20 protein-coding genes are annotated in these 26,717 nt (G+C 68.5%); 11 read left to right on the top strand and 9 right to left on the bottom strand.

The window, feature by feature from the left end; all coding sequences use genetic code 11:
* Positions 1 to 229: 229 nt before the first annotated feature.
* The 3 genes from dnaK to grpE form a co-directional block, all read right to left on the bottom strand.
* The gene (dnaK, locus tag BCR55_RS04235) at positions 230 to 2,176 is read right to left on the bottom strand and encodes a molecular chaperone DnaK (RefSeq protein WP_006401601.1); all 1,947 of its coding nucleotides are present in this window, start codon (positions 2,174 to 2,176) and stop codon (positions 230 to 232) included.
* Between the two features lie 147 nt (positions 2,177 to 2,323).
* Positions 2,324 to 2,743, bottom strand: coding sequence for a thioredoxin family protein (locus tag BCR55_RS04240; protein ID WP_006417104.1), 420 nt, complete (start codon positions 2,741 to 2,743; stop codon positions 2,324 to 2,326).
* Between the two features lie 10 nt (positions 2,744 to 2,753).
* Entirely contained in the window at positions 2,754 to 3,299 is a 546-nt protein-coding gene (gene grpE, locus BCR55_RS04245; RefSeq protein ID WP_006401604.1) for a nucleotide exchange factor GrpE, read from the bottom strand.
* Between the two features lie 351 nt (positions 3,300 to 3,650).
* Between grpE and BCR55_RS32965 the strand changes: the two genes are divergently transcribed.
* Positions 3,651 to 3,812: a hypothetical protein gene (locus BCR55_RS32965; RefSeq protein WP_006401606.1), complete on the top strand. Its 162-nt coding sequence runs from the start codon at positions 3,651 to 3,653 to the stop codon at positions 3,810 to 3,812.
* Here the strand turns inward: BCR55_RS32965 and BCR55_RS04250 are convergent.
* The 3 genes from BCR55_RS04250 to hrcA all read right to left on the bottom strand — a co-directional run bounded on the left by BCR55_RS04250 (position 3,784) and on the right by hrcA (position 6,509).
* On the bottom strand, positions 3,784 to 4,191 hold the full coding sequence (locus BCR55_RS04250) for an RNA-binding S4 domain-containing protein (RefSeq protein WP_006401607.1): 408 nt from the start codon (positions 4,189 to 4,191) through the stop codon (positions 3,784 to 3,786). The genes BCR55_RS32965 and BCR55_RS04250 overlap by 29 nt on opposite strands.
* Entirely contained in the window at positions 4,188 to 5,255 is a 1,068-nt protein-coding gene (gene hemH, locus BCR55_RS04255; RefSeq protein ID WP_006401608.1) for a ferrochelatase, read from the bottom strand. Before hemH ends, BCR55_RS04250 begins: the two co-directional genes overlap by 4 nt.
* A 231-nt stretch (positions 5,256 to 5,486) precedes the next feature.
* Complete coding sequence (hrcA, locus tag BCR55_RS04260; protein WP_006416966.1) at positions 5,487 to 6,509, bottom strand: heat-inducible transcriptional repressor HrcA; 1,023 nt, start codon at positions 6,507 to 6,509, stop codon at positions 5,487 to 5,489.
* 130 nt (positions 6,510 to 6,639) lie between these two features.
* Here hrcA and BCR55_RS04265 point away from each other — a divergent pair, with 130 nt between their 5' ends.
* Both BCR55_RS04265 and recN read left to right on the top strand, forming a co-directional pair.
* A complete protein-coding gene (locus tag BCR55_RS04265) occupies positions 6,640 to 7,542 on the top strand; it encodes an NAD kinase (protein WP_006409161.1) in 903 nt (300 codons plus the stop codon).
* A gap of 19 nt (positions 7,543 to 7,561) precedes the next feature.
* Complete coding sequence (gene recN, locus BCR55_RS04270; protein WP_012214079.1) at positions 7,562 to 9,211, top strand: DNA repair protein RecN; 1,650 nt, start codon at positions 7,562 to 7,564, stop codon at positions 9,209 to 9,211.
* Between the two features lie 129 nt (positions 9,212 to 9,340).
* On the opposite strand, the gene glnE is transcribed toward recN, so the two are convergent.
* Positions 9,341 to 12,145: a bifunctional [glutamate--ammonia ligase]-adenylyl-L-tyrosine phosphorylase/[glutamate--ammonia-ligase] adenylyltransferase gene (glnE, locus tag BCR55_RS04275; RefSeq protein WP_035945975.1), complete on the bottom strand. Its 2,805-nt coding sequence runs from the start codon at positions 12,143 to 12,145 to the stop codon at positions 9,341 to 9,343.
* A gap of 225 nt (positions 12,146 to 12,370) precedes the next feature.
* Between glnE and BCR55_RS04280 the strand changes: the two genes are divergently transcribed.
* The 6 genes from BCR55_RS04280 to BCR55_RS04305 all read left to right on the top strand — a co-directional run bounded on the left by BCR55_RS04280 (position 12,371) and on the right by BCR55_RS04305 (position 21,241).
* Positions 12,371 to 16,570, top strand: coding sequence for a YhdP family protein (locus BCR55_RS04280; protein WP_065494228.1), 4,200 nt, complete (start codon positions 12,371 to 12,373; stop codon positions 16,568 to 16,570).
* A 51-nt stretch (positions 16,571 to 16,621) separates the two neighbouring features.
* On the top strand, positions 16,622 to 17,449 hold the full coding sequence (locus BCR55_RS04285; protein ID WP_065494229.1) for a carbon-nitrogen hydrolase family protein: 828 nt from the start codon (positions 16,622 to 16,624) through the stop codon (positions 17,447 to 17,449).
* Positions 17,450 to 17,534: 85 nt separating this feature from the next.
* Positions 17,535 to 19,001: a metalloprotease TldD gene (gene tldD, locus BCR55_RS04290; RefSeq protein ID WP_006408370.1), complete on the top strand. Its 1,467-nt coding sequence runs from the start codon at positions 17,535 to 17,537 to the stop codon at positions 18,999 to 19,001.
* A gap of 395 nt (positions 19,002 to 19,396) precedes the next feature.
* Complete coding sequence (aroG, locus tag BCR55_RS04295; RefSeq protein WP_006401618.1) at positions 19,397 to 20,470, top strand: 3-deoxy-7-phosphoheptulonate synthase AroG; 1,074 nt, start codon at positions 19,397 to 19,399, stop codon at positions 20,468 to 20,470.
* A 115-nt stretch (positions 20,471 to 20,585) separates the two neighbouring features.
* Positions 20,586 to 20,855 carry a type II toxin-antitoxin system Phd/YefM family antitoxin gene (locus BCR55_RS04300; protein WP_065494230.1) on the top strand — a complete coding sequence of 90 codons (270 nt, stop codon included), beginning with the start codon at positions 20,586 to 20,588 and terminating at the stop codon, positions 20,853 to 20,855.
* Positions 20,852 to 21,241, top strand: coding sequence for a type II toxin-antitoxin system VapC family toxin (locus BCR55_RS04305; protein ID WP_065494231.1), 390 nt, complete (start codon positions 20,852 to 20,854; stop codon positions 21,239 to 21,241). Before BCR55_RS04300 ends, BCR55_RS04305 begins: the two co-directional genes overlap by 4 nt.
* Positions 21,242 to 21,319: 78 nt before the next feature.
* On the opposite strand, the gene hmpA is transcribed toward BCR55_RS04305, so the two are convergent.
* Together hmpA and BCR55_RS04315 are read right to left on the bottom strand one after the other, a co-directional pair.
* Entirely contained in the window at positions 21,320 to 22,528 is a 1,209-nt protein-coding gene (gene hmpA / locus BCR55_RS04310; protein WP_065494232.1) for an NO-inducible flavohemoprotein, read from the bottom strand.
* Positions 22,529 to 22,623: 95 nt separating this feature from the next.
* Positions 22,624 to 23,175 carry a cob(I)yrinic acid a,c-diamide adenosyltransferase gene (locus tag BCR55_RS04315; protein ID WP_006401622.1) on the bottom strand — a complete coding sequence of 184 codons (552 nt, stop codon included), beginning with the start codon at positions 23,173 to 23,175 and terminating at the stop codon, positions 22,624 to 22,626.
* 253 nt (positions 23,176 to 23,428) lie between these two features.
* Between BCR55_RS04315 and BCR55_RS04320 the strand changes: the two genes are divergently transcribed.
* Together BCR55_RS04320 and BCR55_RS04325 are read left to right on the top strand one after the other, a co-directional pair.
* Positions 23,429 to 24,838 carry an FAD-binding oxidoreductase gene (locus tag BCR55_RS04320; RefSeq protein WP_035489591.1) on the top strand — a complete coding sequence of 470 codons (1,410 nt, stop codon included), beginning with the start codon at positions 23,429 to 23,431 and terminating at the stop codon, positions 24,836 to 24,838.
* Between the two features lie 183 nt (positions 24,839 to 25,021).
* The gene (locus tag BCR55_RS04325; RefSeq protein WP_006408365.1) at positions 25,022 to 26,515 is read left to right on the top strand and encodes an FAD-linked oxidase C-terminal domain-containing protein; all 1,494 of its coding nucleotides are present in this window, start codon (positions 25,022 to 25,024) and stop codon (positions 26,513 to 26,515) included.
* Positions 26,516 to 26,717: the final 202 nt, after the last annotated feature.

Raw genomic sequence — 26,717 nt, forward strand, 5'->3', positions numbered from 1 at the left:
GGCTCCTTTCGCCCGCAGTAAAGTCTCTCGACTCGTCCGGCGCCGCAGAGGTTACGCAGCGCCCGCCAAAAAACAAATGTGCCCGGAGGGCCGCGAAGCCCGCCAGGCGTGGAGTCGATCCGGCCATCCGCCACGCAACGCGCAGCGGCAGGAAGGAAAGACAGACGGCTTGTCGGCCGCGCCGCGCGCGGATCGCGCGCGCGGCGTACGGTGCCGTTGCAACCCGGCCTCAGTCCTTCTTCACTTCCTTGAACTCGGCGTCGACGACGTCGTCCGCAGCCTGTTGCGCGCCGCCCTGCGCCGCGCCCTCCGCTGCACCGGCCGCGCCGGCCGCACCCGCCTGGGCCTGCATGTCGGCGTACATCTTCTCGCCGAGCTTCTGCGATGCCTTGCCAAGCTCCTCGACCTTCGCGTCGATCGCGGCCTTGTCGGCCGACGTGTCCTTCAGCACGTCCTCGAGCGACTTCAGCGCCGCCTCGATCTTCTCCTTCTCGCCGGCGTCCAGCTTGTCGCCGTACTCGGAGAGCGCCTTCTTCGTGCTGTGGACGAGCGCGTCGCCCTGGTTGCGCGAATCGGCCAGCTCACGCAGCTTGTGATCTTCCGCCGCGTTCGCTTCCGCGTCCTTGATCATCTGATCGATTTCCGCCTCGGACAGACCCGAGTTGGCCTTGATCGTGATCTTGTTTTCCTTGCCGGTCGCCTTGTCCTTCGCGCCGACGTGCAGGATGCCGTTCGCGTCGATGTCGAAGGTCACTTCGATCTGCGGCACGCCGCGCGGTGCGGGCGGGATGCCTTCGAGGTTGAACTCGCCGAGCAGCTTGTTGCCGGCCGCCATTTCGCGTTCGCCCTGATACACCTTGATCGTCACGGCCGACTGGTTGTCGTCCGCCGTCGAATACACCTGCGAGTGCTTCGTCGGGATCGTCGTGTTCTTGCTGATCATCTTCGTCATCACGCCGCCGAGCGTTTCGATGCCGAGCGACAGCGGGGTCACGTCGAGCAGCAGCACGTCCTTGCGGTCGCCGGACAGCACCTGGCCCTGGATCGCCGCGCCGACGGCGACGGCTTCGTCCGGGTTCACGTCACGGCGCGGTTCCTTGCCGAAGAATTCCTTCACCTTCTCCTGCACCTTCGGCATGCGCGTCTGCCCGCCGACGAGGATCACGTCGTCGATGTCCGACACCTTGACGCCGGCGTCCTTGATCGCGATGCGGCACGGTTCGATCGTGCGCTCGACCAGATCCTCGACCAGCGCTTCGAGCTTCGCGCGCGTGATCTTGAGGTTCAGGTGCTTCGGACCCGATGCGTCGGCCGTGATGTACGGCAGGTTGATTTCGGTCTGCTGGCTCGACGACAGCTCGATCTTCGCCTTTTCGGCCGCTTCCTTCAGGCGCTGCAGCGCGAGCACGTCCTTCGACAGGTCGACGCCCTGCTCCTTCTTGAACTCGCCGATGATGTAATCGATGATGCGCTGGTCGAAGTCCTCGCCGCCGAGGAACGTGTCGCCGTTGGTCGACAGCACTTCGAACTGCTTCTCGCCGTCGACGTCCGCGATCTCGATGATCGACACGTCGAAGGTACCGCCGCCGAGGTCATACACGGCGATCTTGCGGTCGCCCTTCTCGGCCTTGTCGAGTCCGAACGCGAGCGCGGCCGCGGTCGGCTCGTTGATGATCCGCTTGACTTCGAGGCCCGCGATGCGGCCGGCGTCCTTGGTGGCCTGACGCTGGCTGTCGTTGAAGTACGCCGGCACCGTGATCACGGCTTCCGTGACCGGCTCGCCGAGGTAGTCTTCGGCCGTCTTCTTCATCTTGCGCAGCACTTCGGCCGACACCTGCGGCGGCGCGAGCTTCTGCCCGTGCGCCTCGACCCATGCGTCGCCGTTGTCGGCCTTGATGATCGAGTACGGCATCAGGCCGATGTCCTTCTGCACTTCCTTCTCTTCGAAGCGGCGGCCGATCAGGCGCTTCACCGCGAACAGCGTGTTCTTCGGGTTCGTCACGGACTGACGCTTGGCCGGCGCACCGACGAGCACTTCGTTGTCGTCCATGTACGCGATGATCGACGGCGTGGTGCGCGCACCTTCAGAGTTCTCGATGACCTTGACCTGGTTGCCTTCCATCACCGCGACGCACGAGTTCGTGGTGCCGAGGTCAATACCGATGATCTTTCCCATTTTTTCCTAATCTCCAGAAATGCTTGTTTGCTGCGCGAAACCGGCCGTTTTGGGCCGGTTTCGCGCGCCGAATTCAACTCTGTTCCCGAAATGCGTCCGGCGGATCCGTTTTCAAGACCTGACGACCGATGCGGATATTAAATTTTTTCAATCGCCGCGCGAAGCAGGATCGTCCTCCGCGGGCGCCGACGCGGCGATCTTCGCGCGCGCGGCGGCGACCGCCGCCTGGAACTGCGCGAGCCCGTGCCAGCCGGTCGCGCGGCCCAGCCGCTTGCCGCGATGGAAGAAGAACCAGGTCGGCACGCCGTGCAACCCGAAGCGGCGCCCCAGCTCGCGATGTTCGTACACGTTGCAGTGGAACCACTTCAGGCCCAGCGCGCGGATCGCGTCGGGCTGCGCGAGCATCGCCTTCTTCGCGATCTCGCAGTTGAAGCAGTCGACGCCCCAGAAGAACACGACCGCGAGCGCGTCGCCGGCGCCGGCGATGCCGGCGTCGAACGTGTCGGCGGACAGCGGCTGCATGCCGAACGCGTCGAACGCGGCCGGATCGACGCCGGCGGGTAGCATGGCGACGTCCTTACTTCGGCTGCGCGACCGTCACGAGCGCCGGACGCAGCACGCGGTCGGCGATCGTGTAGCCCTTTTGCAGCACCGTGACGACGGTGTTCGGCTCCTGATCGGCCGGCACCATCGAGATCGCCTGATGGCGGTGCGGATCGAACTTCTCGCCGACCGGATTGATCGCGACGACGCGGCCCTTCTCGAGCGCGCTCGTCAGCTGGCGCAGCGTGAGCTCGACGCCTTCGCGCACCTTGGCGATGTCGCCCGACGTGTCGCCGACGGCGGCTTCGAGGCTGTCGAGCACCGGCAGCAGGTGCTCGGCGAAGCTTTCGATCGCGAATTTATGGGCCTTCGCGACGTCTTCCTGCGCGCGACGGCGAACGTTCTCGGTCTCGGCCTTCGCCCGCAGGTAGCTTTCCTGCAGCTCGGCGACCTTGGCTTGAGCCTCGGCGAGCGCCGCGTCGGCTGCTTCCGCGGCGGGAGCCGCGTCTTGTGCCGCCTGCGTCTCGCTGCCGTTTTCTTCGGCCGATTGGGATGCCGGGTTCTCTTGCGTGTTTTCCATGTCGCTGAAAGTCGATTAGAGGTTGAAGCCAAATCGGCAACCGCCGGCCGTATGACCGAAGGTGCCGCACATTGCTGGTGCAGATAAGGGCAAAAACCGCGGTTTCAAGAGGGAGATTCGCCGGAATTCGCGCGTGCGGCGAAACAACGAAGCGGTTTGCCCCGCATTGCGCGCATCGGCCGCCGAATCGCGCGAAACGGCCGGTAACAACGCTTACCGGGGAAGTACTAGCCCGGCACTGTGCGCTGCACTACACTCGTTTCAGGCGTCGGGAAAAGCGCGTTTACCCTAGCTCCCGCCGCCCGATCTCCGCCTGGCGCCATTTTCACCCGTCTTTTCGAGGGGAGTACCGTGAAACTGACCTTTGCGATATCGGTGGTCGCGCTGGTACTCATCGCCGGCACCACCACCATCTGTCTGTCGGGCGCCGTGACCGACCGCACGACCGAATACGGCAGCGTACGCGCGACGTTCGATCAGCTGTTCAGCGTCCACCGGACAGTTTGTCGATGATACGGCGGTCGCGCTTCGTCGGCCGGCCATGCAGCGCGGCCGCCGGCTCGCGATACGTACGCCGCCGCTCCAGTTCGGCGAGCCGCTCGGCGCGCCCTGCTTCCGTTTCCGCATAGAGCGTCTGCGCGACGCTGGCCGGCCCGCGCACGTCGCAGACGCCCAGCACGGCAATGTGCCAGACGATGCCATCGATCGCAATCTCGACCTCGTCGCCGACACGCACTTCCTTCGCCGGCTTGACGGCCGCGCCGCCGATCTTCACGCGCCCCTTGTCGACCGCATCGCTCGCGAGCGAACGCGTCTTGAAGAACCGCGCGGCCCACAGCCATTTGTCGATGCGCAGCTTCGCGCCGGGCTCCGTCGAAATCCTGTAGTTCATCCGTTCACCGTTTCGGGTTGGGCGGTCCGCACGGGCCAGCCCTGCAGATTCTCCGCGACGATCTCGCCGAGCGCGCCGATCCACGCCGGCGCGCCGTTCAGGCACGGAATCCGGTGGAACGACTGGCCGCCGCCCGCGATGAACTCGTCGCGCACTTCCATGCCGATCTCCTCGATCGTCTCGAGGCAGTCGGCCGTGAAGCCCGGACAAAACACGTCGGCGCGCCGCACGCCGGCCTCGCCGAGCTCGCGCAGCGTCGGCGCCGTGTACGGCTGCAGCCATTCGGCCTTGCCGAAGCGCGACTGGAACGTCACGCGGCATTCGATCGTCGAGAGCCCGAGCGCAGCCATCAGCAGCGCGCCCGTCTGCTGGCACTGGTCGTGATACGGATCGCCGAGATCGAGCGTGCGCTTCGGCACGCCGTGAAAGCTCAGCACGAGCTTGTCGCCGGCCGCGAAATCGGGCCGGCCGTGCTGCGCCCAGTAGTGGCGCACCTGCTCGGCGAGCGCGTGGATGTAGGCCGGGTGGTCGGCATAGTGGCGCACCGTGCGCACTTCCGGCTGGTTGCGCATGCGCGCGAGCGCCGCGAAGGCGGCGTCGAACGCGGTGGCCGTCGTCGATGCCGAATACTGCGGATACATCGGCATCAGCAGCACGCGCTCGACGCCTGCGCGCTTGAACTGCGCGAGCGCCTGTGCGATGCCGGGGCTGCCGTAGCGCATCGCGTAGTCGACCAGCACGTGATAGTCGTTCGACGCGAGCAGGTGCCGCACGCCCTCGGTCTGACGCTCGGTGTACACGCGCAGCGGCGAGCCCTCGGGCATCCACACCGCCGCGTACTTCTTCGCGGATGCCCGGCCGCGCAGCGGCAGGATCAGCGTGCGCAGCAGCACCTGCCAGACGGGCTGAGGGATTTCGACGACACGCGGATCGGACAGGAATTCGGCGAGGTAGCGCCGCACCGCACGCGGCGTCGGCGCGTCGGGCGTGCCGAGATTGATCAGCAGCACGCCGACGCGGTGGGCAGCCGCGACGCTCGAAGGCGGCTCAAGGTCGAAACGCATGGGCAAGAACGTGCTCGAGGCACGAAACCGGATGGCTTTTAATTATAGCGGGGTGCGGATGTCGGGCCTCGGAGGTCGGGCCGCGCGGTCGAACCGCGGGAGACCGGCCCGGCGCGCAGATCAGCCGGGGCGCAGGCCGGCCGCGACGATCGATCCGCCGCCCACTAGCCGTCCGGCCGACTGGCGGCGCGGCGCCCGCGCGCCGATGATGGCGGAACGCGCTCGCGCCGGCTATTGCTGGCTCAGCGTCAGCGACAGCAGGCGCGCGGTGATGTCGACGATCGGGATCACGCGGTTGTACGCCATCCGCGTCGGCCCGATCACGCCGAGCGTGCCGACGATCTTGCCGTTCACCTCGTAAGGCGCGGTGACGACGCTCATCTCCTCGATCGGCACGAGCGTCGATTCGCCGCCGATGAAGATCTGCACGCCCTGGGCGTGGCTCGACACGTCGAGCAGTTGCAGGAGGCCCGTCTTTTGGTCGAATACGTCGAACAGCTTGCGCAGCCGCGCCATGTCGGACGACAGGTCCGCCACCTCGAGCAGGTTGCGCTCGCCGGAAATCAGCACCGTGTCCTCGGTGTCGGGCACCTCGGTGCTCGCCGTCACGGCCGCGTGCATCAGCGCGGTCATGTCGCCGCGCAGCTGGTCGATTTCGTCGCGCAGGCGCCGGCGCACCTCGTCGAACGACAGGCCCGCGAAATGCGCGTTGATGTAGTTCGACGCTTCGGTCAGCTGCGACGGCGAATAGTCGCGCGGCGTCGCCAGCATGCGGTTCTGCACGTCGCCTTCCGGCGTCACGATGATCAGCAGGATGCGCTTTTCCGACAGCCGCATGAACTCGATCTGCTTGAACACGTGGCTGCGGCGCGGCGTCAGCACGACGCCGGCGAACTGCGACAGGTTCGACAGCACGCTGGCCGCGGCGGCGACCACCTTCTGCTGCGGCTCGCCGGCCTGCAGCGTGCTCTGCACCTGCCGCGCGACAGCCGCGGCGTCGATCGGCGTTTCGACGGTCAGCATCGTGTCGACGAACAGCCGGTAGCCGCGCGGCGTCGGCACGCGGCCGGCCGACGTGTGCGGGCTCGACACGAGGCCGAGCTCCTCCAGATCGGACATCACGTTGCGGATCGTCGCGGGGCTCAGCTCGAGCCCCGAGTACCGGGACAACGTGCGCGATCCGACCGGCTGACCGTCGGCGATATACCGTTCGATCAGGGTTTTCAGGAGGGTTCGTGCGCGAGGATCTAGCATGGTGGAAAATTTTAGCGCAACCGCGCGAGCGCGGCGAGTGGCCGCAAGCGCTGTTGCGCGGCGGCGTCCGATCCGGCCCCGCGGCGGCACGACGGTTCTTTTCGGCATCGAGCTATGGTGTAATGCCGGCATGAAAACCGGTAATCTGTTCAACACCGTCGCGCTCGTCGGCCGCAGCAACACGCCGGGCATCGCCGAGCCGCTCGCCACGCTCGCCGCCTGCATCGCGAAGCGCGGGTTCGAGGTCGTGTTCGAAGGCGACACCGCGCGCGAGATCGGCATCTCGGGCTATCCGGCGCTGACGCCGGCCGAGATCGGCGCGCGCGCCGACGTCGCGGTCGTGCTCGGCGGCGACGGCACGATGCTCGGCATCGGCCGGCAGCTCGCGCCGTACCGGACGCCGCTGATCGGCATCAACCACGGCCGGCTCGGCTTCATCACCGACATCGCCGCGGCCGACATGCAGGCGCTCGTCCCCGTGATGCTGTCGGGCAAGTTCGAGCGCGAGGAGCGCTCGCTGCTCGAGGCGCGAATCGTCCGCGACGGCGAACCGATCTACCACGCGCTCGCATTCAACGACGTCGTCGTGAACCGCAGCGGCTTCTCCGGGATGGTCGAGCTGCGCGCGTCGGTCGACGGCCGGTACATGTACAACCAGCGCTCCGACGGCCTGATCGTCGCGACGCCGACCGGCTCGACCGCATACGCGCTGTCGTCGGCGGGCCCGATCCTCCATCCGCAGCTGCAAGGCATCGTGCTCGTGCCGATCGCGCCGCACGCGCTGTCGAACCGGCCGATCGTGCTGCCGGACGATTCGAAGATCGCGATCCAGATCGTCGGCGGGCGCGACGTCAACGTGAACTTCGACATGCAGTCGTTCACCGCGCTCGAACTGAACGATACGATCGAGGTGCGCCGCTCGAAGCACACGGTGCCGTTCCTGCATCCGATCGGCTACAGCTACTACGCAACGCTGCGCAAGAAGCTGCACTGGAACGAGCACGCCTCGAACGAAGACGACAAGGCGTCCTGACGCGCCGCCGCCCGACACCATGCTCCGCCACCTCTCGATACGCGACTTCGTCATCGTCGCCGCGCTCGATCTCGAATTCGACGCCGGCTTTACCGTCTTTTCCGGCGAAACCGGCGCCGGAAAATCGATCCTGATCGACGCGCTCGCGCTCGCGCTCGGCGAGCGCGCCGACGCGAGCGTCGTGCGCACCGGCTGCAGCCGTGCCGACATCACCGCCGAATTCACGCCGCACGACCGTGTCGCGCGCTGGCTCGACGAACACGCTTTCGACGCCGAAGACACCGTGATGCTGCGCCGCGTGATCGACGCGAACGGCCGCTCGCGCGCATTCATCAACGGCACCAGCGCGACGCTCGCACAACTGCGCGAACTCGGCGAGATGCTCGTCGACATTCACGGCCAGCACGCGCACCAGTTGCTGATGCGTCCCGACGCGCAGCGCGAGTTGTTCGACACGCACGCGGGGCTCGTCGCCGAGGCCGCGAACGTCGCGCGCGCGTGGCGCGTCTGGCGCGATGCGACGCAGGCGATCGACGCGGCGAAGGCGCACGAACGCGAGCTGCAACTGGAACGCGAAAAGCTCGCATGGCAGCTCGCGGAGCTCGACAAGCTCGCGCCGCAGCCGGGCGAATGGGAAGAAGTGAGCGCCGAGCACAAGCGCCTGTCGCATTCGGCGAATCTGATCGAGGGCGTGCGTGGCGCGCTCGATGCGCTGTCCGAATCGGACGACGCGATGCTCACGCAGCTCGGCGCGATCGTGTCGAAGCTGCGCAGCCTCGCCGATTACGACGCCGCGCTCGGCGACGCGCTCGCGTCGCTCGAGCCGGCCGAAATCCAGCTGCAGGAAGCGGTCTATTCGCTGTCGCACTACGCGCAGCGTCTGGATCTCGATCCCGACCGCCTCGCGCAGGTCGAAATGCGCCTCGACGCGCTGCATTCCACCGCCCGCAAGTTCCGGCTGCCGCCCGACACGCTGCACGAGGAACACGCGGCGCGCCGCGCGCAGCTTGCCGCGCTCGACGCGGCGGCCGATCTCGGCGCGCTCGAAGCCGCGCAGGCGAAGGCATGGGACGCGTATCTGGCCGACGCGAAGCGCCTGTCGAAGGCGCGCGCGCAGGCCGCGAAGGCGCTCGGCACCGCGGTGACGGCCGGCATGCAGGAACTGTCGATGGCAGGCGGCAGCTTCGAAGTCGCGCTCGTGCCGCTGGCGGACGGCGGCCCGCACGGGCTCGAGCAGATCGAATTCCGCGTCGCCGGCCACGCCGGCGTGCCGCTGCGCCCGCTCGCGAAAGTCGCGTCGGGCGGCGAACTCGCGCGGATCAGCCTCGCGCTCGCGGTGATCGCGAGCGCCGCGAGCCCGACGCCGACGCTGATCTTCGACGAGGTCGATACGGGTATCGGCGGCGGCGTGGCCGAAGTCGTCGGCCGGCTGCTGCATCAGCTCGGGCGTGACCGGCAGGTGCTGTGCGTGACGCACCTGCCGCAGGTCGCGGCGCGCGGCGACCACCATTTCCAGGTCGCGAAAGGCAGCGACGAGCACGGCGGCACCGTGTCGACCGTCGTCGCGCTCGACAAGGCGAGCCGGATCGAGGAAGTCGCGCGGATGCTCGGCGGGCTCGAGATCACCGCGACGACACGCAAGCACGCGAAGGAAATGCTCGCGGCCTGACGCTGCGGCGCGGCAAGCACGCCGGCGCCGCAGCGCCGTGGCGGCGGGCGGACCGCACGTGCGCCCGCCTGCTCCGCCGACGCGTTTACTTATATAGAAGCGCCGCCCGCCCGCGCACGCCGCCGCCCATCAAACGCCCGTTTCAAGCGCACCGAACACGCGCGTCCACAGCGCGATCACGGCCGCGCGCTCGTCGGCGACGAGCGCCGGCTCGACGCGCGCCTTCTCCATCCCGTCGAGCCGCAGCTTGTGCTGCAGCTTCCGGTACGTGCGGTACGCCGCGCCGACGCGCTCGGCCTCGTCCTCGCCCATCAGCCCGAAGCGCGCGACTTCGCGCAGCAACGCGATATTGCCCGTGTTGCGGATCAGTTCCGGGTCGCTCGACGCGTGCAGCAGCACCCAGTACTGGACGATGAACTCGATGTCGACCATGCCGCCGCGGTCGTGCTTCAGATCGAACAGCTCGGTCTGGTTCGGGTGCCCGGCGAGCACCTTGGCGCGCATGTCGACGATTTCCTTCGCGAGGACGTCCGCGTCGCGCGGCGTCGTCAGCACCTGCCGGCGGATCGCCTCGAACGCCGCGCCGATCTCCGCGTCGCCCGCGCTGTAGCGCGCCCGCGTCAGCGCCTGGTGCTCCCAGACCCACGCGGTGTTCGCCGCATCGCCTTCGCGCAGCTGATAGCGGCGGAACGCGTCGAGGTCCGTCACGAGCAGCCCGGCCTCGCCGTTCGGCCGCAGCCGCAGGTCGATGTCGAACAGCGCGCCGGCGCCGGTGGCCGTCGTCAGCCAGGTGATGAGGCGCCGCGTGAACGTGGTGTACACGTCGGCCGAGCGATCGTCCGGATCGTCGTACAGGAAGATCAGGTCGAGATCGGATGCGTAGCCGAGCTCCTTGCCGCCGAGCTTGCCGTACGCGATCACCGCGAATTTCGGCACGTCGCGGTGACGCTTCGCGAGCTGCGACCAGACGACTTCGATCGTGACGTCGAGCACCGCGTCGGCGAGCTCCGACAGCCGGTCGCTGACGTGCTCGACCGACAGCTGCCCGGCCAGGTCGATCAGCAGGATCCGGAATACCTCCGCGTGCTGCGCATGCCGCAGCAGGTCCATCTGCTGTTCGGGACCGTCGGCGGCGGCCAGGCGCGCGCGCAGTGCGTCCTTGAACGCCGGCCAGTCGAACGGGCTCGCAATCGCTTCGTCGTCGAGCAATTCGTCGAGCAGCTGCGGGTGGCGGATCAGATAGCCGCCGCCCCAGCGCGTCGCGCCGAGCACCGACAGCACGCGGTCGAGCGCGGCCGGATATTCGGTCAGCAGCGCCAGGTAGACGCCGCGCCGGCTGACCGTCTCGAGCAGGTCGAACAGGCGCACGATCGTGTCGTCGCGGCGCGCGGCGTCGATTTTCGGTGCCGCCTCCAGCGCGCGCTGCGCGACGCTGTCGAAGCGCTGACGGCTTTTTTCCGGCAGGCCCGTATAGCGCGACGACTGCCATACCGCGCGCAGCCGCGCGAGCATCGCAGCCGGATCGGCGAAGCCGAGGCCCTCGAGGCGCGCCGTCAGCGCGTCGTCCTCGCCGTCGTCGGCGAGTGCGCCGCTCCAGATCCAGGTGGCCGCCGTGTCGTCGCCGGCACTGCACGGGCCGCCGCCCACCTTGTCCGCGAAGATCTGGTCGAACTGCGCCTCGACAAACGTGCGATGCGCGTCGAGCGCCGTCATCAGCGCCGCGTAGTCGGCAAAGCCGAGCGAGGCGGCGAGCGCCGCGCGCTCGTCGGGTTCGACCGGCATCGCGTGCGTCTGCGCGTCGTTGCGGTACTGCAGCCGGTGCTCGAGCGTGCGCAGGAAGTTGTACGCGTCAGTCAGGCGCGCACGCACGTCGTCGGCGATCAAGCCGCGCGCCTGCGCGTGCGCGAGCACCGCGAGCGTGGGCCGCACGCGGAACCCCGCATCCTGGCCGCCGCGGATCAGCTGGAACACCTGCGCGCTGAACTCGATCTCGCGGATGCCGCCGCGGCCGAGCTTGATGTCGTCGGCCTTGTCGGGCCGCATCGACGCGCGGCGCGCGGCTTCGTGGCGAATCTGCTGATGCAGCGAACGGATCGCGCCGATCACGCCGAAGTCGAGATAGCGCCGGTACACGAACGGCTTCACGATCGACTCGAGCTGCGACGCGAGCCGCCGCGCCGCGTCGCTGTCGCCTTCCGACACGAGCCGCCCCTTGATCCAGGCGTAGCGCTCCCACTCGCGCCCCTGCACGTAGAAATACTCTTCGAGCATCCCGAGGCTGCATACGAGCGGCCCGGAATCGCCGTTCGGGCGCAGCCGCATGTCGACGCGAAACACGTAGCCGTCGGCCGTGACTTCCGACAGCACGCCGATCAGGCGCCGGCCGAGCCGCGTGAAATATTCCTGCGTGGACAGCGGCGCGCGCGTGCCGCCGGCCGTCTCGCCGTCGTCCTCGTAGACGAAGATCAGGTCGATGTCGGACGACACGTTCAGTTCGCGGCCGCCGAGCTTGCCCATCCCGACGACGCCGAGCACCACGCGCTGGCCGTCGGCGCCGCGCGGCTCGCCGTACAGCGCCTCGAATTCGGCCGACAGCAGCGCGAGCGAGCGCTGCACGGCGAGCTCGGCCAGATCGGTCATCGCGCCCGTCACCTCGGCGACGCTCGCGAGCCCGCGCAGGTCGCGCTCGGCCACCGCGCCGAACACCTCGGTGCGCAATTGCCGCAGCGCGCGCTTCAGCTGTTCGTCGGTCGGCACGGCCGCGCCGGCCGGCGGCACGCCGAGCAGCGCGGTGAGCCGTTCGTCCTGCTGCGCGCGCGTAAGCGGCGCGTCGGCCCAGCGGGCGATCTGCTCGACGAGCGCCGGACGCGCGGCGGCCGCGCGCGCGAGGTAACGGGAATAGGACGTGCTGATCAGGGCGGAAGCGTCGGTCATCGAGAAGCAGGCCTTGCGGTCGGGCCGGCCGGCACGCGCGTGCATTCGATGCGCGCTGCCGGCCGGCCCCAATGGACAAGGCGCGGCATCGCGGACGCGCCGCGCCCGTGCGACGCCGCGCGCCGGGAGGCCCGCGCCGCGCCGCCTGGCGGCCGCCGGCACGAACCCGTGTGATACATTTCAACGTCAGTCTGCAAAACTACCATATCGCCGCCCGTCCGCCGCATGTCCGACCGTCAGGAATCCGCCGCAGCAGCGCCCGAAGCGGCCACTCCGAAGCACGATCATCCGGTGCTGCGTCGCGTGTTCAAGGTGACGCTGGCGGTCGCGATCGGCACGTACTTCGTCGCGTGCGGCACGTTCCTCGGGCTGCGCTACGTGCTGCTGCCGCGCATCGACGAATTCCGCCCGCGCATCGAGCGCGCGGTGTCCGACAAGCTCCACGCACAACTGTCGATCGGCAAGCTGTCGCCGCACTGGTCCGGCATGCAGCCGGGCGTCGAAGTCACCCGTCTGACGATCCGCGGCCGCGACGGTCAGGTCGCGCTGTCGGTACCGCACGCGACGGCTGCGCTGTCGTGGATGTCGCTGCTGCGGCTGTCGCCCGCGCTGTCGAGCCTGATCGTCGATGAGCCGGACCTCGTCGTCGCGCGCGCGGCGGACGGCTCGCTGAGCATCGCGGGCGTCGGCGTCGCGTCCGCGCACGGCGGCAACGACACGTTCGGCACCTGGCTGCTGAAGCAGGAAGCGATCGTGCTGCGCGGCGGCACGCTGCGCTGGCGCGACGCGCAGCACGACGCGCCGGAACTCGCGCTGTCCGGCATCCGGCTCGCGGTGCTCAACGACGGCCGCCTGCACAAGGCCGCGCTGCAGGCGCCCGCGAACGGCACGCTGCTGCTCGGCCCGCTCGATTTCCGCGCGCGCTTCACGCACAAGGCGCTCGCGCCGATCGGCAAGCCCTCGAACTGGACGGGCAACGCCTATCTGTCGACGGGCCCCGTCGATCTGCAGACGCTCGCGCGCTATGTCGACATGCCGCTCACGATCCATGCCGGCCGGATCGACAACGCGATCTGGGCGACCTTCAGCAACGGCCGGCTGCGCTCGGCAGGCGGCGACCTGCAGGGCGCCGACGTCGCGCTGCGCGTGCGGCCGACGCAGCCGCGCCTCGACGTGCCGACGGTCGGCTTCCGCTGGGATCTCGCGCTCGATCCGGGCCGCGACTACACGCTGCATCTGACGCACTTCAACGCGGAACTGGGCCAGCCGCCGCTGCCCGACGGCACGCCGCTCGCGCGTTCGCTCGCGCTGTCGACGCTGAAGGCGCGCTATCGCGTGCCGACGGCCGATCAGGGCCAGCTGCTCAGCGTCGTCGGCGATCGCGTCGATCTCGGCATCCTCAGCGAATTCATCCGCGGGCTGCCGCTGCCCGCGCGGCTGCGCAACGAGCTCGTCAAGATCGACCCGCGCGGGATGATGTCGAACTATCACATCGAAGTCGAACGTGCGAAGCCCGCGCGCGCCGACCTCGCCGACGAGGAGCGCCGCATGGGCGCCGCGCCGATCGTGCGCTACCGGTTCCTCGGCGATCTGCAGGGCATCAGCTTCGCGGCGCAGGAGCCGCCGCCGGGGCTGTCGGCGCGCGGCCATCCGCGCGCCGGCCTGCCGGGCGTCGAGAACCTGTGGGGCCGCGTCGACGCGAGCGAGACGGGCGGCACCGCCGAGTTCGACACGGTCGACGCGGCCGTCACGGTGCCCGGCGAGTTCGACGAGCCGCGGCTCACGTTCGACAAGCTGCGCGGCCGCGCGAACTGGACCATCACGCCGGCGCCCGGCGAAAAGCACGCGCGCGTCGACGTGAATGTGCCCGATCTGTTCGTCGCGAACCCCGACGCCGAGATCGCGGTGTCAGGCACCTACACGAATCCGGGGCACGGCCGCGGCTCGCTCGACCTGCGCGCCGATTTCGCGCGCGCGTCGGTCGCCCGGATTCCGCGCTATCTGCCGACGGGGATGTCCGATCACCTGCGTGCCTATCTCGGCCACGCGCTGCAGGACGGCCGCGTGAGGAAGGGCGCGTCGATCGTCGCGCGCGGCCCGCTCGACAAGTTTCCGTTTCAGCATGAGCCGACAGCCGGCGTGTTCCGGATCGTCGCGCCGTTTACGGGCGGCCGCTTCGAGCCGACGCCGTACCCGCCGCGCACGCTCGCGAACGGCACGCCGAGCGTGTGGCCCGCGCTCGACGGCATCGACGGCGTGTTCGAGCTCGCGCAGAACAAGCTGCGCTTCGACATCGACCGCGCGCATTACAAGCGTGTCGCGGTGACGAAGGTCGCCGGCCGCATCGACGATCTCGGCCACCCGAGCGACTCGCCGCTCGTCATCGAAGGCCACGCGCAAGGACCGCTCGCCGACCTGATCGATTACGCGGACAACAGCTCGCTGGGCGCGATGAGCGATCGCGTCGGCGCGCGCATCGACGCGCAGGGGCCGGCGTCGCTCGCGCTGAAGCTCACGATTCCGCAGCACGTCGCGCATCCGCATACGCGGATCGAAGGCGCGCTCGCGTTCGGCGGCAACACGCTGTCGGCGGACGGCGTGCCGCCGCTGTCCGCGCTGCGCGGGCAGGTGCGCTTCACCGAAACCGGCGCGTCGCTGCATGCACTGTCGGGCCGCTTCCTCGGCGGCCCGGTGCGCGCGAACGGCCGCTTCCAGTCGCACGGGCCGTACGCCGTCGACGTCGACGGCAAGCTCGCGCTCGACGCCGCGCGCGGGCTGAATCTGCGCGGCGCCGCGGCGGCGCTGCTCGAACACGTGAGCGGCGACGCGCCGTACCGGATCGCGGTGCGCGGCGCACCGGGGCGCCTACCGGACATCGCCGCGCAATCGGACCTGACCGGCGTCGCGCTGAACTTCCCCGCGCCGTTCGCGAAGCCGGCCGGCACGACGATGCCGTTCCGTTTCACGCTACAGCCGGCGCCGCAGACCGACGGCACGCGCCTCGAGCACGCGGACCTGACGCTCGGCCCCGTGTCGGCGACCTATCTGCTCGATGCGACGCGCGGCGCGCCGCTGCGTGCCGTGCGCGGCGCGATGGGCATCCACCGCATGCCCGACATGCCGCAGGAAGGCGTCAGCGCGGCGGTCGACGTCGACGCCTTCGACGCGGACGCCTGGATCGCGCTGGCGCGTACCCTGCGCGCCGAGACGCCGCGCGCGACGCAGCCGCCGGCGGCGTCGCGCGTCGATGTCGCGAGCTTCGCGCCGAAGCGCTTTGCGCTCCACTTCGGCACGCTGACGCTGCTCAAGCGCAACTGGGAAAACGTGATCGTCGGCGCGTCGCACGTCGACGATCTGTGGCAGGCCAACATCGCGTCGAACCAGGTGTCGGGCTACCTGTCGTGGGCGCCGGGCGGCGGCCACAACGGCGCGGGTGTGCTCAACGCACGGCTCGCGAAGCTCGTGATTCCCGACAGCGCGCAGCACGATCTCGTCGGCCGCGCGATGAACCTGCCGACGCCGACCGATCGGCCGATGCCGTCGGTCGACGTGATCGTCGACCAGGTCGTCGCGCGCAACCACGACATCGGCCGCCTAGTCGTCAACGCACGCAACGTCGACGAGAACGGCGCGCCGGTCTGGCAGCTCGACCGCCTCACGCTGACGAACCCGGACGCGAAACTGAGCGCGACGGGCAACTGGCGCACGTCGCGGCGCGCGCTCGCGCGCGGCGTCGACGAAAGCGAGGCGCCGCGGCGGTCGGTGTTCGACTTCCGGCTCGACGTCGACGATGCGGGCGCGCTGCTCGATCGCGTCGGCCTGCCGCGTACGCTCGCGAAGGGCCAGGGTTCGGTGACCGGCAAGGTCGGCTGGCGCGGCGGCCCGACCGCGGTCGACCTGCCGTCGCTGAACGGCCAGATCGCGCTCGACCTCGAGCACGGGCAAATCCTGAAGGTCGATCCGGGCGCCGCGAAGCTGCTCGGCGTGCTGAGCCTGCAGAGCCTCGCGCGCTTCCTGACGCTGAATTTCCGCGACGTGATCGGCAAGGGACTGCCGTTCGACAAGATCACCGGCACCGCCCGCGTTTCGAACGGCATCGCGCGCACCGACGATTTCGCGATGACGACCGCACCGGCGAACGTGACGGTGCGCGGCGCCGTCGATCTCGGCACCGAGACGCAGGATCTCCATGCGCACGTCGCGCCGAAGGTCGGCGCGGGTGCGGCCGCGATCGCGGCGGCGGTGATCAATCCGCTGCTCGGCGTCGGCGTGCTGGCCGCCGACTTCGCGCTGTCGCAGACGCTGCAGCACGCGTTCGCGCTCGACTACGCGATCACCGGATCGTGGGCGCATCCGCACATCGAGCGGGTGCGGGGCGATCAGGGTAAGATGAATCGCGATGCGGCCGAGGCGCGCGGCCACTGAGCCGCCTTCGCCGCCGGGCCGCACCCCATTTATGACGCCACCGATTTCGCGATGACCGATTCCGCCCCTTCCGCCGCGCCGTTCCGTGTTGCCGCCTTGCAGATGGTCAGCACGCCCGACGTCGGACGCAATCTCGCCGAAGCGCGCCGCCTGATCGCGGAAGCCGCCGACGAAGGCGCGCAGCTCGTGCTGCTGCCCGAGTATTTCTGCTTCATGGGTCAGCGCGACACCGACAAGCTGGCGCTCGCCGAGCCGTACGGCGACGGCCCGATCCAGCAGTTCCTCGCCGATGCCGCGCGCCGCCACCGCGTATGGGTCATCGGCGGCACGCTGCCGCTGAAGGCGTCGGAACCGCAGCGCGTGCTGAACACGACGCTCGTGTTCGATCCGTCGGGCAACGAGGCGGCGCGCTACGACAAGATCCATCTGTTCAACTTCGAGAAAGGCGACGAGTCGTTCGACGAGGCGCGCACGATTCGCCCGGGCGAGACGGTCGTCACGTTCGACGCGCCGTTCGGCCGGGTCGGGCTGTCGGTCTGTTACGATCTGCGCTTTCCGGAGCTGTATCGCAGGATGGGCGATTGCGCGCTGATCGTCGTGCCGTCGGCGTTTACGTATACGACGGGCCGCGCGCACTGGGAGACGCTGCTGCGCGCACGGGCGGTCGAGAATCAGTGCTACGTGCTCGCGGCCGCACAGGGCGGCAAGCACGAGAACGGCCGGCGCACCTGGGGCCACAGCATGCTGATCGACCCGTGGGGCGAGATCGTCGCGGTGCGCGACGAAGGCGCGAGCGTCGTAAGCGGCACGCTCGAGCCGCAGCGCATCGCCGACGTGCGCCAGAGCCTGCCCGCGTGGCGGCACCGCGTACTGACCTGAGCGGCCGGCCCGCTTGAAACGCCGCGCGGCCCACCCATCTGCGCGATACGCATCCGACAACTTTTTGAGAGCACCCGATACCCGCATGAACATCATCGAACCCGGCATCCGCAACCTGGCGCTGGCGAAGGACATCCTGCTGACGCCGTACGGCCTCGACGAGAGCCTGCTCACGCGCACGATCGCGGACATCTTCACGCACCGCGTCGACTACGCGGATCTGTACTTCCAGGCAACGCGCAGCGAGGCGTGGAGCCTCGAGGAAGGCATCGTGAAGTCGGGCAGCTTCAGCATCGACCAGGGCGTCGGCGTGCGCGCGGTGGCGGGCGACCGCACCGCATTCGCGTATTCGGACGACCTGTCGCCGGAAGCGATCGCGCAGGCCGCCGCGGCGACGAAGGCGATCGCGGCCGCGGGCGGCGGCCGCCAGAAGGTGAAGGCGGCGACGTCGTTGAAAGGCATCTCGGGCCGCGACCTCTATCTGCCGTCCGATCCGCTCGCGTCGCTCGACGCGACGGCCAAGGTGAAGCTGCTCGAACGCGTCGAGCAGATGGCGCGCAGCCGCGACCCGCGCATCACGCAGGTCATGGCGGGCCTCGCCGGCGAATACGACGTCGTGCTCGTCGCGCGCAGCGACGGCGCACTGGCGGCCGACATCCGCCCGCTCGTGCGCGTCTCGGTCACGGTCATCGCCGAGCAGAACGGTCGCCGCGAAATCGGCACCGGCGGCGGCGGCGGCCGCTTCGACTACGGCTACTTCACCGACGACGTGCTGTCGCGCTACGTCGACGACGCGGTGCATGCCGCGCTCGTGAACCTCGACGCGCGCCCCGCGCCGGCCGGCGCGATGACGGTCGTGCTCGGGCCGGGCTGGCCCGGCGTGCTGCTGCACGAGGCGATCGGCCACGGTCTCGAGGGCGACTTCAACCGCAAGGGTTCGTCCGCGTTCGCGGGCCGCATCGGCGAGCAGGTCGCCGCGAAGGGCGTGACGGTCGTCGACGACGGCACGCTGCCGAACCGTCGCGGCTCGCTCAATATCGACGACGAAGGCAACCCCACGCAGTGCACGACGCTGATCGAGGACGGGATCCTGAAGGGCTACATCCAGGACACGCTGAACGCGCGCCTGATGAAGATGCCGGTCACGGGCAACGCGCGCCGCGAATCGTATGCGGCCCTGCCGATGCCGCGCATGACGAATACCTACATGCTCAACGGCGACAAGGATCCGCAGGAAATCATCGCGTCGGTGAAGAACGGCCTCTACGCCGTCAACTTCGGCGGCGGCCAGGTCGACATCACGAACGGCAAGTTCGTGTTCTCGGCGTCCGAGGCGTACATGATCGAGAACGGCAAGATCACGTATCCGGTCAAGGGCGCGACGCTGATCGGCAGCGGCCCCGAATCGCTGAAGTACGTGAGCATGATCGGCAACGACATGTCGCTCGACACGGGCGTCGGCGTATGCGGCAAGGAAGGCCAGAGCGTGCCGGTCGGCGTCGGCCAGCCGACCCTGCGCATCGACAAGATGACGGTCGGCGGTACGGCATAACCGCATCGCCGCGCAGACAATCCGCGAATTTTTGACCGAACGCGCGGATTGTCCGCATTTTTGACGCACCCCGGTTGCCAGCGGCACGGCGACCGGGTATAAATTCCGAATCGACTTTTTCGACGAACCGAATCTCCGTCATGTCCGCCAAGTTTTACTTTTACTTTTTTTGGTATCTCAGACCGCTGGCGGATCGAGAGGGTTGATGGCGCGCAAAGCGCAACCGAAATTCCCGAAAAAACCGCCGGCGAACCCGGCGGTTTTTTTTCGCCCTTCGCCAGCCGTCGTCGCGACGGCCGCCCTGCAGCCCGAACGACACACCGCACCACCCGAATCGACGAATCTGCCGCACGCACACTGACCGAACGGCGCCCCCAAAAGCTAGGAGAAACAGCATGCCCCCGCACAATACCGACGACGTCCGCATCCGCGAACTCAAGGAACTGACGCCGCCCGCTCACCTGATCCGCGAGTTCGCCTGCTCCGAAGCGGCGTCCGAGCTGATCTACAACGCGCGGCAGGCAATGCACCGGATCCTGCACGGCATGGACGACCGTCTGATCGTCGTGATCGGGCCGTGCTCGATCCACGACACGAAGGCGGCGCTCGAATACGCGGGCCGGCTCGTGAAGGAACGCGAGCGCTTCAAGGGCGAACTCGAAATCGTGATGCGCGTGTACTTCGAGAAGCCGCGCACGACGGTCGGCTGGAAGGGGCTGATCAACGACCCGCATCTCGACAACAGCTTCAAGATCAACGAAGGGCTGCGCACCGCGCGCGAACTGCTGCTGCAGATCAACGAGATGGGGCTGCCGGCCGGCACCGAATACCTCGACATGATCAGCCCGCAGTACATTGCCGACCTGATCTCGTGGGGCGCGATCGGCGCGCGCACGACCGAGTCGCAAGTGCACCGCGAGCTGGCGTCGGGGCTGTCGTGCCCGGTCGGCTTCAAGAACGGCACGGACGGCAACGTGAAGATCGCAGTCGATGCGATCAAGGCCGCATCGCAGCCGCACCACTTCCTGTCGGTGACGAAGGGCGGCCACTCGGCGATCGTGTCGACGGCCGGCAACGAGGACTGCCACGTGATCCTGCGCGGCGGCAAGGCGCCGAACTACGACGCGGACAGCGTGAACGCCGCGTGCGCGGACATCGGCAAGGCCGGCCTCGCCGCGCGCCTGATGATCGACGCGAGCCACGCCAATAGCTCGAAAAAGCACGAGAACCAGATTCCGGTATGCGCGGACATCGGCCGCCAGGTCGCGGCCGGCGACTCGCGCATCGTCGGCGTGATGATCGAGTCGCACCTCGTCGAAGGCCGTCAGGATCTGAAGGAAGGCTGCGAACTGACGTACGGCCAGAGCATCACCGACGCCTGCATCAACTGGGAAGACAGCGTGAAGGTGCTCGAAGGGCTGGCGGAATCGGTGAAGGCGCGCCGCGTCGCGAGCGGCAGCGGAAACTGACGGGGCGGCAAGCAGCGCGTTCGTCCCGTGGCGCCTCGGCCATGCGGCCAGCGCGCGGTGATCGCCTCGCTCTGCTAGACTAGCTAACATTCTCTAGCTAACCGAGGAGGCGACCATGTCGACGGTTAACATGCACGATGCCAAGTCGCGGCTCTCCAGCCTCGTCGAAGCGCTGGAATCCGGGCGCGAAACCGAGGTCGTGATCGCCCGGAATGGTCATCCAGTGGCCCGGATCGTTCCTTATGCTGCGCCGAAGCGGATCGGCGCAGCTCGTCAGCTGCTTGCCGGGCTGAACATCCCGACAACCGTCGAGGCATTCAATGCCGCCGACGAATCGATCGCCGCGGAATTCGAGGCCAGCTCGGAACAAAGGCTTGCGCCATGAAGCTGCTGCTCGATACGCACATCGCGCTATGGGCGGCGGAGGGCGCGCCTCAACTGTCGACAACAGCGGCCGCGTTAATCGAGCATCCCGAGAACACGCTGTACGTCAGTGCCGCATCCATCTGGGAAATCGCGATCAAATACCGCAAAGGCAATCTGCCGGTCCATCCGCGCGATGCCCGTTCGGCGTTCCGGCTTGCTGGCTTTGCGGAGCTGCCTATCAGCAGCGATCACGTCGAAGGCGTTGCCGCGCTGCCCGATTTTCCGGATCACGCCGATCCGTTCGACCGCGTGATGGTTGCGCAGGCGCTACATGAAGGTATGCCGCTCGTCAGCGCAGATCCCAAGCTGTGGCGCTATCACGCCACGCTCGTGCTGCGCGCCTGACGTCCTCCATGCACCAAAACCAGAGCCCGGCATACGCCGGGCTTTTTCATGAGCAGCCGCGAGTGCCTGCGTGACGCGTTACTCGAGCGCCCCCGAACCGAAAATCTCCGTATTCACGCGCTCCGGCGCGACGCCCAGCGCGACCAGCGCATCGCGCTGCGCCTTCATGAACGCGATCGGGCCGCAGATGTAGTAGTCGGCGTCCGGCACCAGCGCGTACTGCTTCACGCGCTCGGGCGTCAGACGCCCTTCGAGGTCGTGATCGATGCCGACGCGGTCGTTCGGTCCGACCCGCTCGTACAGCACCGTACGCTTCACGTTCGCGTGCTGGCGCACCGTGTCGTTCAGCCAGTCGCGGAACGCGTGCACCGCGCCCGACCGGCATGCGTGGACGAACCGCACGTCGCGCCGACTGCCTTCGGCGACGAGCGTCGACAGCATCGACATCATCGGCGTGATGCCGACGCCGCCCGAGATCAGCACGACAGGCGTATCGGCGTCGCGCCTCAGCGAGAAATCACCCATCGGCGCCGTCACCTCGACGATCGAACCCGCTTCGACGCCGTCGTGCATCAGCGTCGACACCTTGCCGGCCGGAATCGCCTCGGCGTTGCCCGACTCGCGCTTCACCGAGATGCGCAGCCACTTGCCGTTCGGCGCGTCGGACAGGCTGTACTGGCGCGGCTGATCGACACCGAGATCACCGACGAAGCGCTTCACCGTCACGTACTGGCCCGGCTCGAACGACGGCGCCGCGCCGCCGTCCGCCGGCACCAGGTAGAACGACGTGATCTCGTCGCTTTCGCGCACCTTGCGCTCGACGCGGAACGGCCGGAACCCGCTCCAGGCGGCACCCGCGTACAGGTCGGCCTCCGCGCCGATCAGGATTTGCGCGAGCTGGCCGTAGGCGACGCGCCACGCTTCGACCGTAGCCGCGTCGACCGCGTCGCCGAGCACCTCGACGATCGACGCGAGCAAGTTCTCGCCGACGATCGGATAGTGCTCGGGACGAATGTTCAGGCTCGCGTGCTTGTGCGAAATCCGCGACACCGCACCGCCGAGCGCGCCCAGATTGTCGATGTTCGCCGCATACGCATAGACGGCCTTCGCGAGCGTCTCGGGCTGCGTGCCCGTCTTCTGATGCGTCTGGTTGAACAGGTTCTTCAACTCCGGATGGCGCGCGAACATGCGCTGGTAGAAGTGCTTCGTAATCGTCGCGCCGTGTTCGGCGAGGACGGGAGCGGTCGCCTTCACGCGTGCCATCTGATCGGCGGTGATCTGGGTCATGTTCGTTCTCCGTTAAACATGCTGATACGATACCTCTTTAAAATCGCAGGCCGGACGGACAAATTGTCGCAGTGCGGAAAAAGGCGCCGGCTGCGTTACCGGACGCGGCCGCGCTCCCACAGCACGTCCGCGCCGCCGGCTGCGCGGTTCAGCACACGCGCGAGCACGAACAGCAGATCCGACAGCCGGTTCACGTAGCGCCGCGGCGCGTCGTTGAGTGCGTCGTGCCGGCCGAGCGCGACGATCGAGCGCTCGGCGCGGCGGCACACGGTCCGGCACACGTGCGCGAGCGATGCCGCGCGCGAGCCGGCCGGCAGGATGAATTCCTTCAGCGGCGGTAGCGTCGCGTTGTAGTCGGCGAGCCAGCGGTCCAGCCGCGCGAGATGCGTGTCGTCGATCACCGTATGGCCCGGGATGCAGAGCTCGCCGCCGAGATCGAACAGATCGTGCTGAATCGTCACGAGCGCCGTGCGCACGTCGTCGGGCAGCGTTTCGGCGAGCAGCACGCCGAGATTCGAATTCAGTTCGTCGACGTCGCCGATCGCGGCGATCCGCGCATCGTCCTTGCCGACGCGCCGGCCGTCGCCGAGGCCGGTGGTGCCGTCGTCGCCGGTGCGCGTGGCGATCTTGCTCAAGCGGTTGCCCATGCGAATGTCCTCTCCGGTGCGCGGCCGCGATGCGGCCCGGTTGCGTTGGAACGCGATTATCGCAGCCCGCGGCGACGGCCGCAGCAGGCGTTCCAGCGTAGAATGGGCCGAAACCGCGTCGAAGCGGGACCCGTTTTTCGGACGGTCGGCCGCCGCGAACCCGGTCGGCGCGACATGCGCCCGGCATCGTCCGCCGGCCACCGCGCACGATGCCGGCACGCGCCCGTGCGCTGCCCCGACAAAGGAGACATTCGTGAATCACCCCGCCCCGCCGGCGGCCACGCGCCGCCCCCTGCCCCCCGCCATGCTCGATGCGCTGCGCGCCAGGTTCGGCGAGCGCGTCTCGGTCGCCGATGCCGTGCGCGCACACCACGGCCGCGACGAATCGCCGTTCGATCCGCAGCTGCCCGACGCGGTCGTGTTCGCGCACAGCGTCGACGACGTCCGCGAAGTCGTGTCGCAGTGCGCGCTCTACGGCGTCCCGCTGATTCCGTACGGCGCCGGCTCGTCGCTCGAAGGTCATCTGCTCGCGGTGCGCGGCGGCGTGTCGCTCGATCTGTCCGAGATGAACCGCGTGCTGTCGATCAACGCGGAAGACCTGACCGTCACGGTCGAGCCCGGCATTACGCGCAAGGCGCTGAACGAGGCGCTGCGCGACACGGGGCTGTTTTTCCCGATCGATCCGGGCGCCGACGCGAGCATCGGCGGGATGACCGCGACACGCGCGTCCGGCACGAATGCCGTGCGCTACGGCACGATGCGCGAGAACGTGCTCGGCCTCACCGCGGTGCTCGCCGACGGCCGCGTCGTGAAGACCGGCTCGCGCGCGCGCAAGTCGTCGGCCGGCTACGATCTGACGCGCCTGTTCGTCGGCTCCGAGGGGACGCTCGGCGTGATCACCGAAATCACGCTGCGGCTGCATCCGCTGCCGGAAGCCGTATCGGCCGCGATCTGCACGTTCCCGACAATGGGCGACGCCGTGCGCACCGTGATCGAGACGATTCAGATCGGCGTGCCGATCGCGCGCGTCGAATTCGTCGACGCGCTTGCCGTGCGTTCGATCAACCGCCATTCGAACCTGACGCTCGCCGAAGCGCCGACGCTGTTCTTCGAATTCCACGGCACGGAAGCCGGCGTGAAGGAACAGGCCGAGCTCGTGCAGGCGCTCGCGGGCCAGAACAACGGCCAGGGTTTCGAATGGGCGACGCGGCCCGAAGACCGCAGCCGGCTCTGGTCCGCACGCCATAACGCGTATTTCGCGATGCTGCAGCTGAAGCCCGGCTGCCGCGCGGTGACGACCGACGTATGCGTGCCGATCTCGCAACTCGCCGCCTGCGTCGAGGAAACCGAGGCCGATCTGCGCGCGTCGTCGCTGCCGTGCCCGATCGTCGGTCACGTCGGCGACGGCAATTTCCACGTCGCGATCCTGATCGATCCCGACAAGCCCGAAGAAATCGACGAGGCCGAACGCATCAACGACCGGATCGTCGAGCGTGCGCTGCGGCTCGGCGGCACGTGTACGGGCGAGCACGGCGTCGGGCTGCACAAGATGCGCTTCCTGCCGAAGGAGCATGGCGACAACGCGATCGACACGATGCGCGCGATCAAGCTCGCGCTCGATCCGCGCAACCTGATGAACCCCGGCAAGATCTTCGCGTGCTGATGCGGCGGCGAAGCGGCGGCCGCAGCCGCGCTTTGCCTGGGACGGGAGCAAGCGCTGAAGCGCTAATTCCCGTCGCGCTTTGCCTGAGGCTGGAGCAAGCGCCAAAGCGCTCACTCCAGCCGCGCTTTGCCTGGGACGGGAGTAAGCGCTAAAGCGCTAACTCCCGTCGCAAAAGGAGACCCGATGAACGCCCCTGTCGAACTGTCCGCCCAGATGCGCGCGCAGCGCCAGCGCGAAGTCGTCCAGGCGCTGATGGCCGTGCTGCCGACGCACTGCCTGCTGTATCGCGACGAAGACACCGCACCGTACGAATGCGACGGCCTGTCGGCATACCGCCGCCTGCCGCTCGCAGTCGCACTGCCCGAAACCGAATCGCAAGTGCAGCGCATCGTGCAGATCTGCCGCCGCATGGACGTGCCGATCGTGCCGCGCGGTGCCGGCACGAGCCTGTCCGGCGGCGCGCTGCCGATCTCGCTCGGCGTCGTGCTGTCGCTCGCGCGCTTCACACGCATCGTCGAAGTCGATCCGTATGCGCGCACCGCCACCGTCCAGCCCGGCGTGCGCAATCTCGCGATCTCCGAAGCCGCCGCACCGTACGGGCTGTACTACGCGCCCGATCCGTCGTCGCAGATCGCCTGCACGATCGGCGGCAACGTCGCGGAAAATTCGGGCGGCGTCCATTGCCTCAAGTACGGACTCACCGTGCACAACGTGATGCGCGTGCGCGCGGTGACGATCGACGGCGAAATCGTCGAATTCGGCTCGCTCGCGCTCGACATGCCGGGCCTCGACCTGCTCGCCGTGATGATCGGCAGCGAAGGGATGTTCGCGATCGTCACCGAAGTGACGGTGAAGCTGATCCCGAAACCGCAGGCGGCGCAGCTCGTGATGGCGAGCTTCGACGACGTCGTCAAGGGCGGCGAGGCGGTCGCCGCGATCATCGCGTCCGGCATCATCCCGGCCGGCCTCGAGATGATGGACAAGCCGGCGACGCAGGCCGTCGAGGCGTTCACGCACGCCGGCTACGACCTCGACGCGAAAGCGATCCTGCTATGCGAATCGGACGGCACGCCGGAAGAAGTCGCCGAGGAAATCGTGCGGATGACGGCCGTGCTGCGCGAGCACGGCGCGACGCGCATCCAGGTCTCGCGCAACGAAAGCGAGCGGCTGCGCTTCTGGTCGGGCCGCAAGAACGCGTTTCCGGCCGCCGGACGCATCTCGCCCGACTATTACTGCATGGACGGCACCGTGCCGCGCCGCGCGATCGGCCCGCTGCTCGCGCGCATCGAACAGCTCGAAACGCGCTACGGCTTGCGCTGCATCAACGTGTTCCATGCCGGCGACGGGAACATGCATCCGCTGATTCTGTACAACGCGAACAATCCGGACGAACTCCATCGCGCCGAGCAGTTCGGCGCGGAAATCCTCGAATGCTGCGTCGAATTCGGCGGCAGCGTGACCGGCGAGCACGGCGTCGGCATCGAGAAACTGAACTCGATGTGCGTCCAGTTCTCGCCGCAGGAGCGCGACGCGTTCTTCGCGGTCAAGCGTGCGTTCGATCCGCCGGAACTGCTCAATCCCGACAAGGGCATTCCGACACGCGCACGCTGCGCCGAATACGGACGCCAGCACGTGCGCGGCGGGCTGCTGCCGCACCCCGAACTGCCGCGCTTCTAGGCGCGCGCATGCCGGCCGCCGCCCGGCCGGCTTCAGGAAGCGCCCGGCGCGGCCGCGCGGTATGGCGCGGCGCAGGCTCGCGCGCGCCGCCTGCGCGTACCGGGCGGCGGGCCCGCCGCCCGGTACGCGCTGTAGCGCCCCCCTTTCCTCGATGTCGCGGGTGTCGCCGACGCATCCTAGGGATAGTCGCGATGTGGATTCG

The sequence above is a fragment of the Burkholderia sp. CCA53 genome (assembly GCF_001685525.1).
Taxonomy (GTDB): domain Bacteria; phylum Pseudomonadota; class Gammaproteobacteria; order Burkholderiales; family Burkholderiaceae; genus Burkholderia; species Burkholderia multivorans.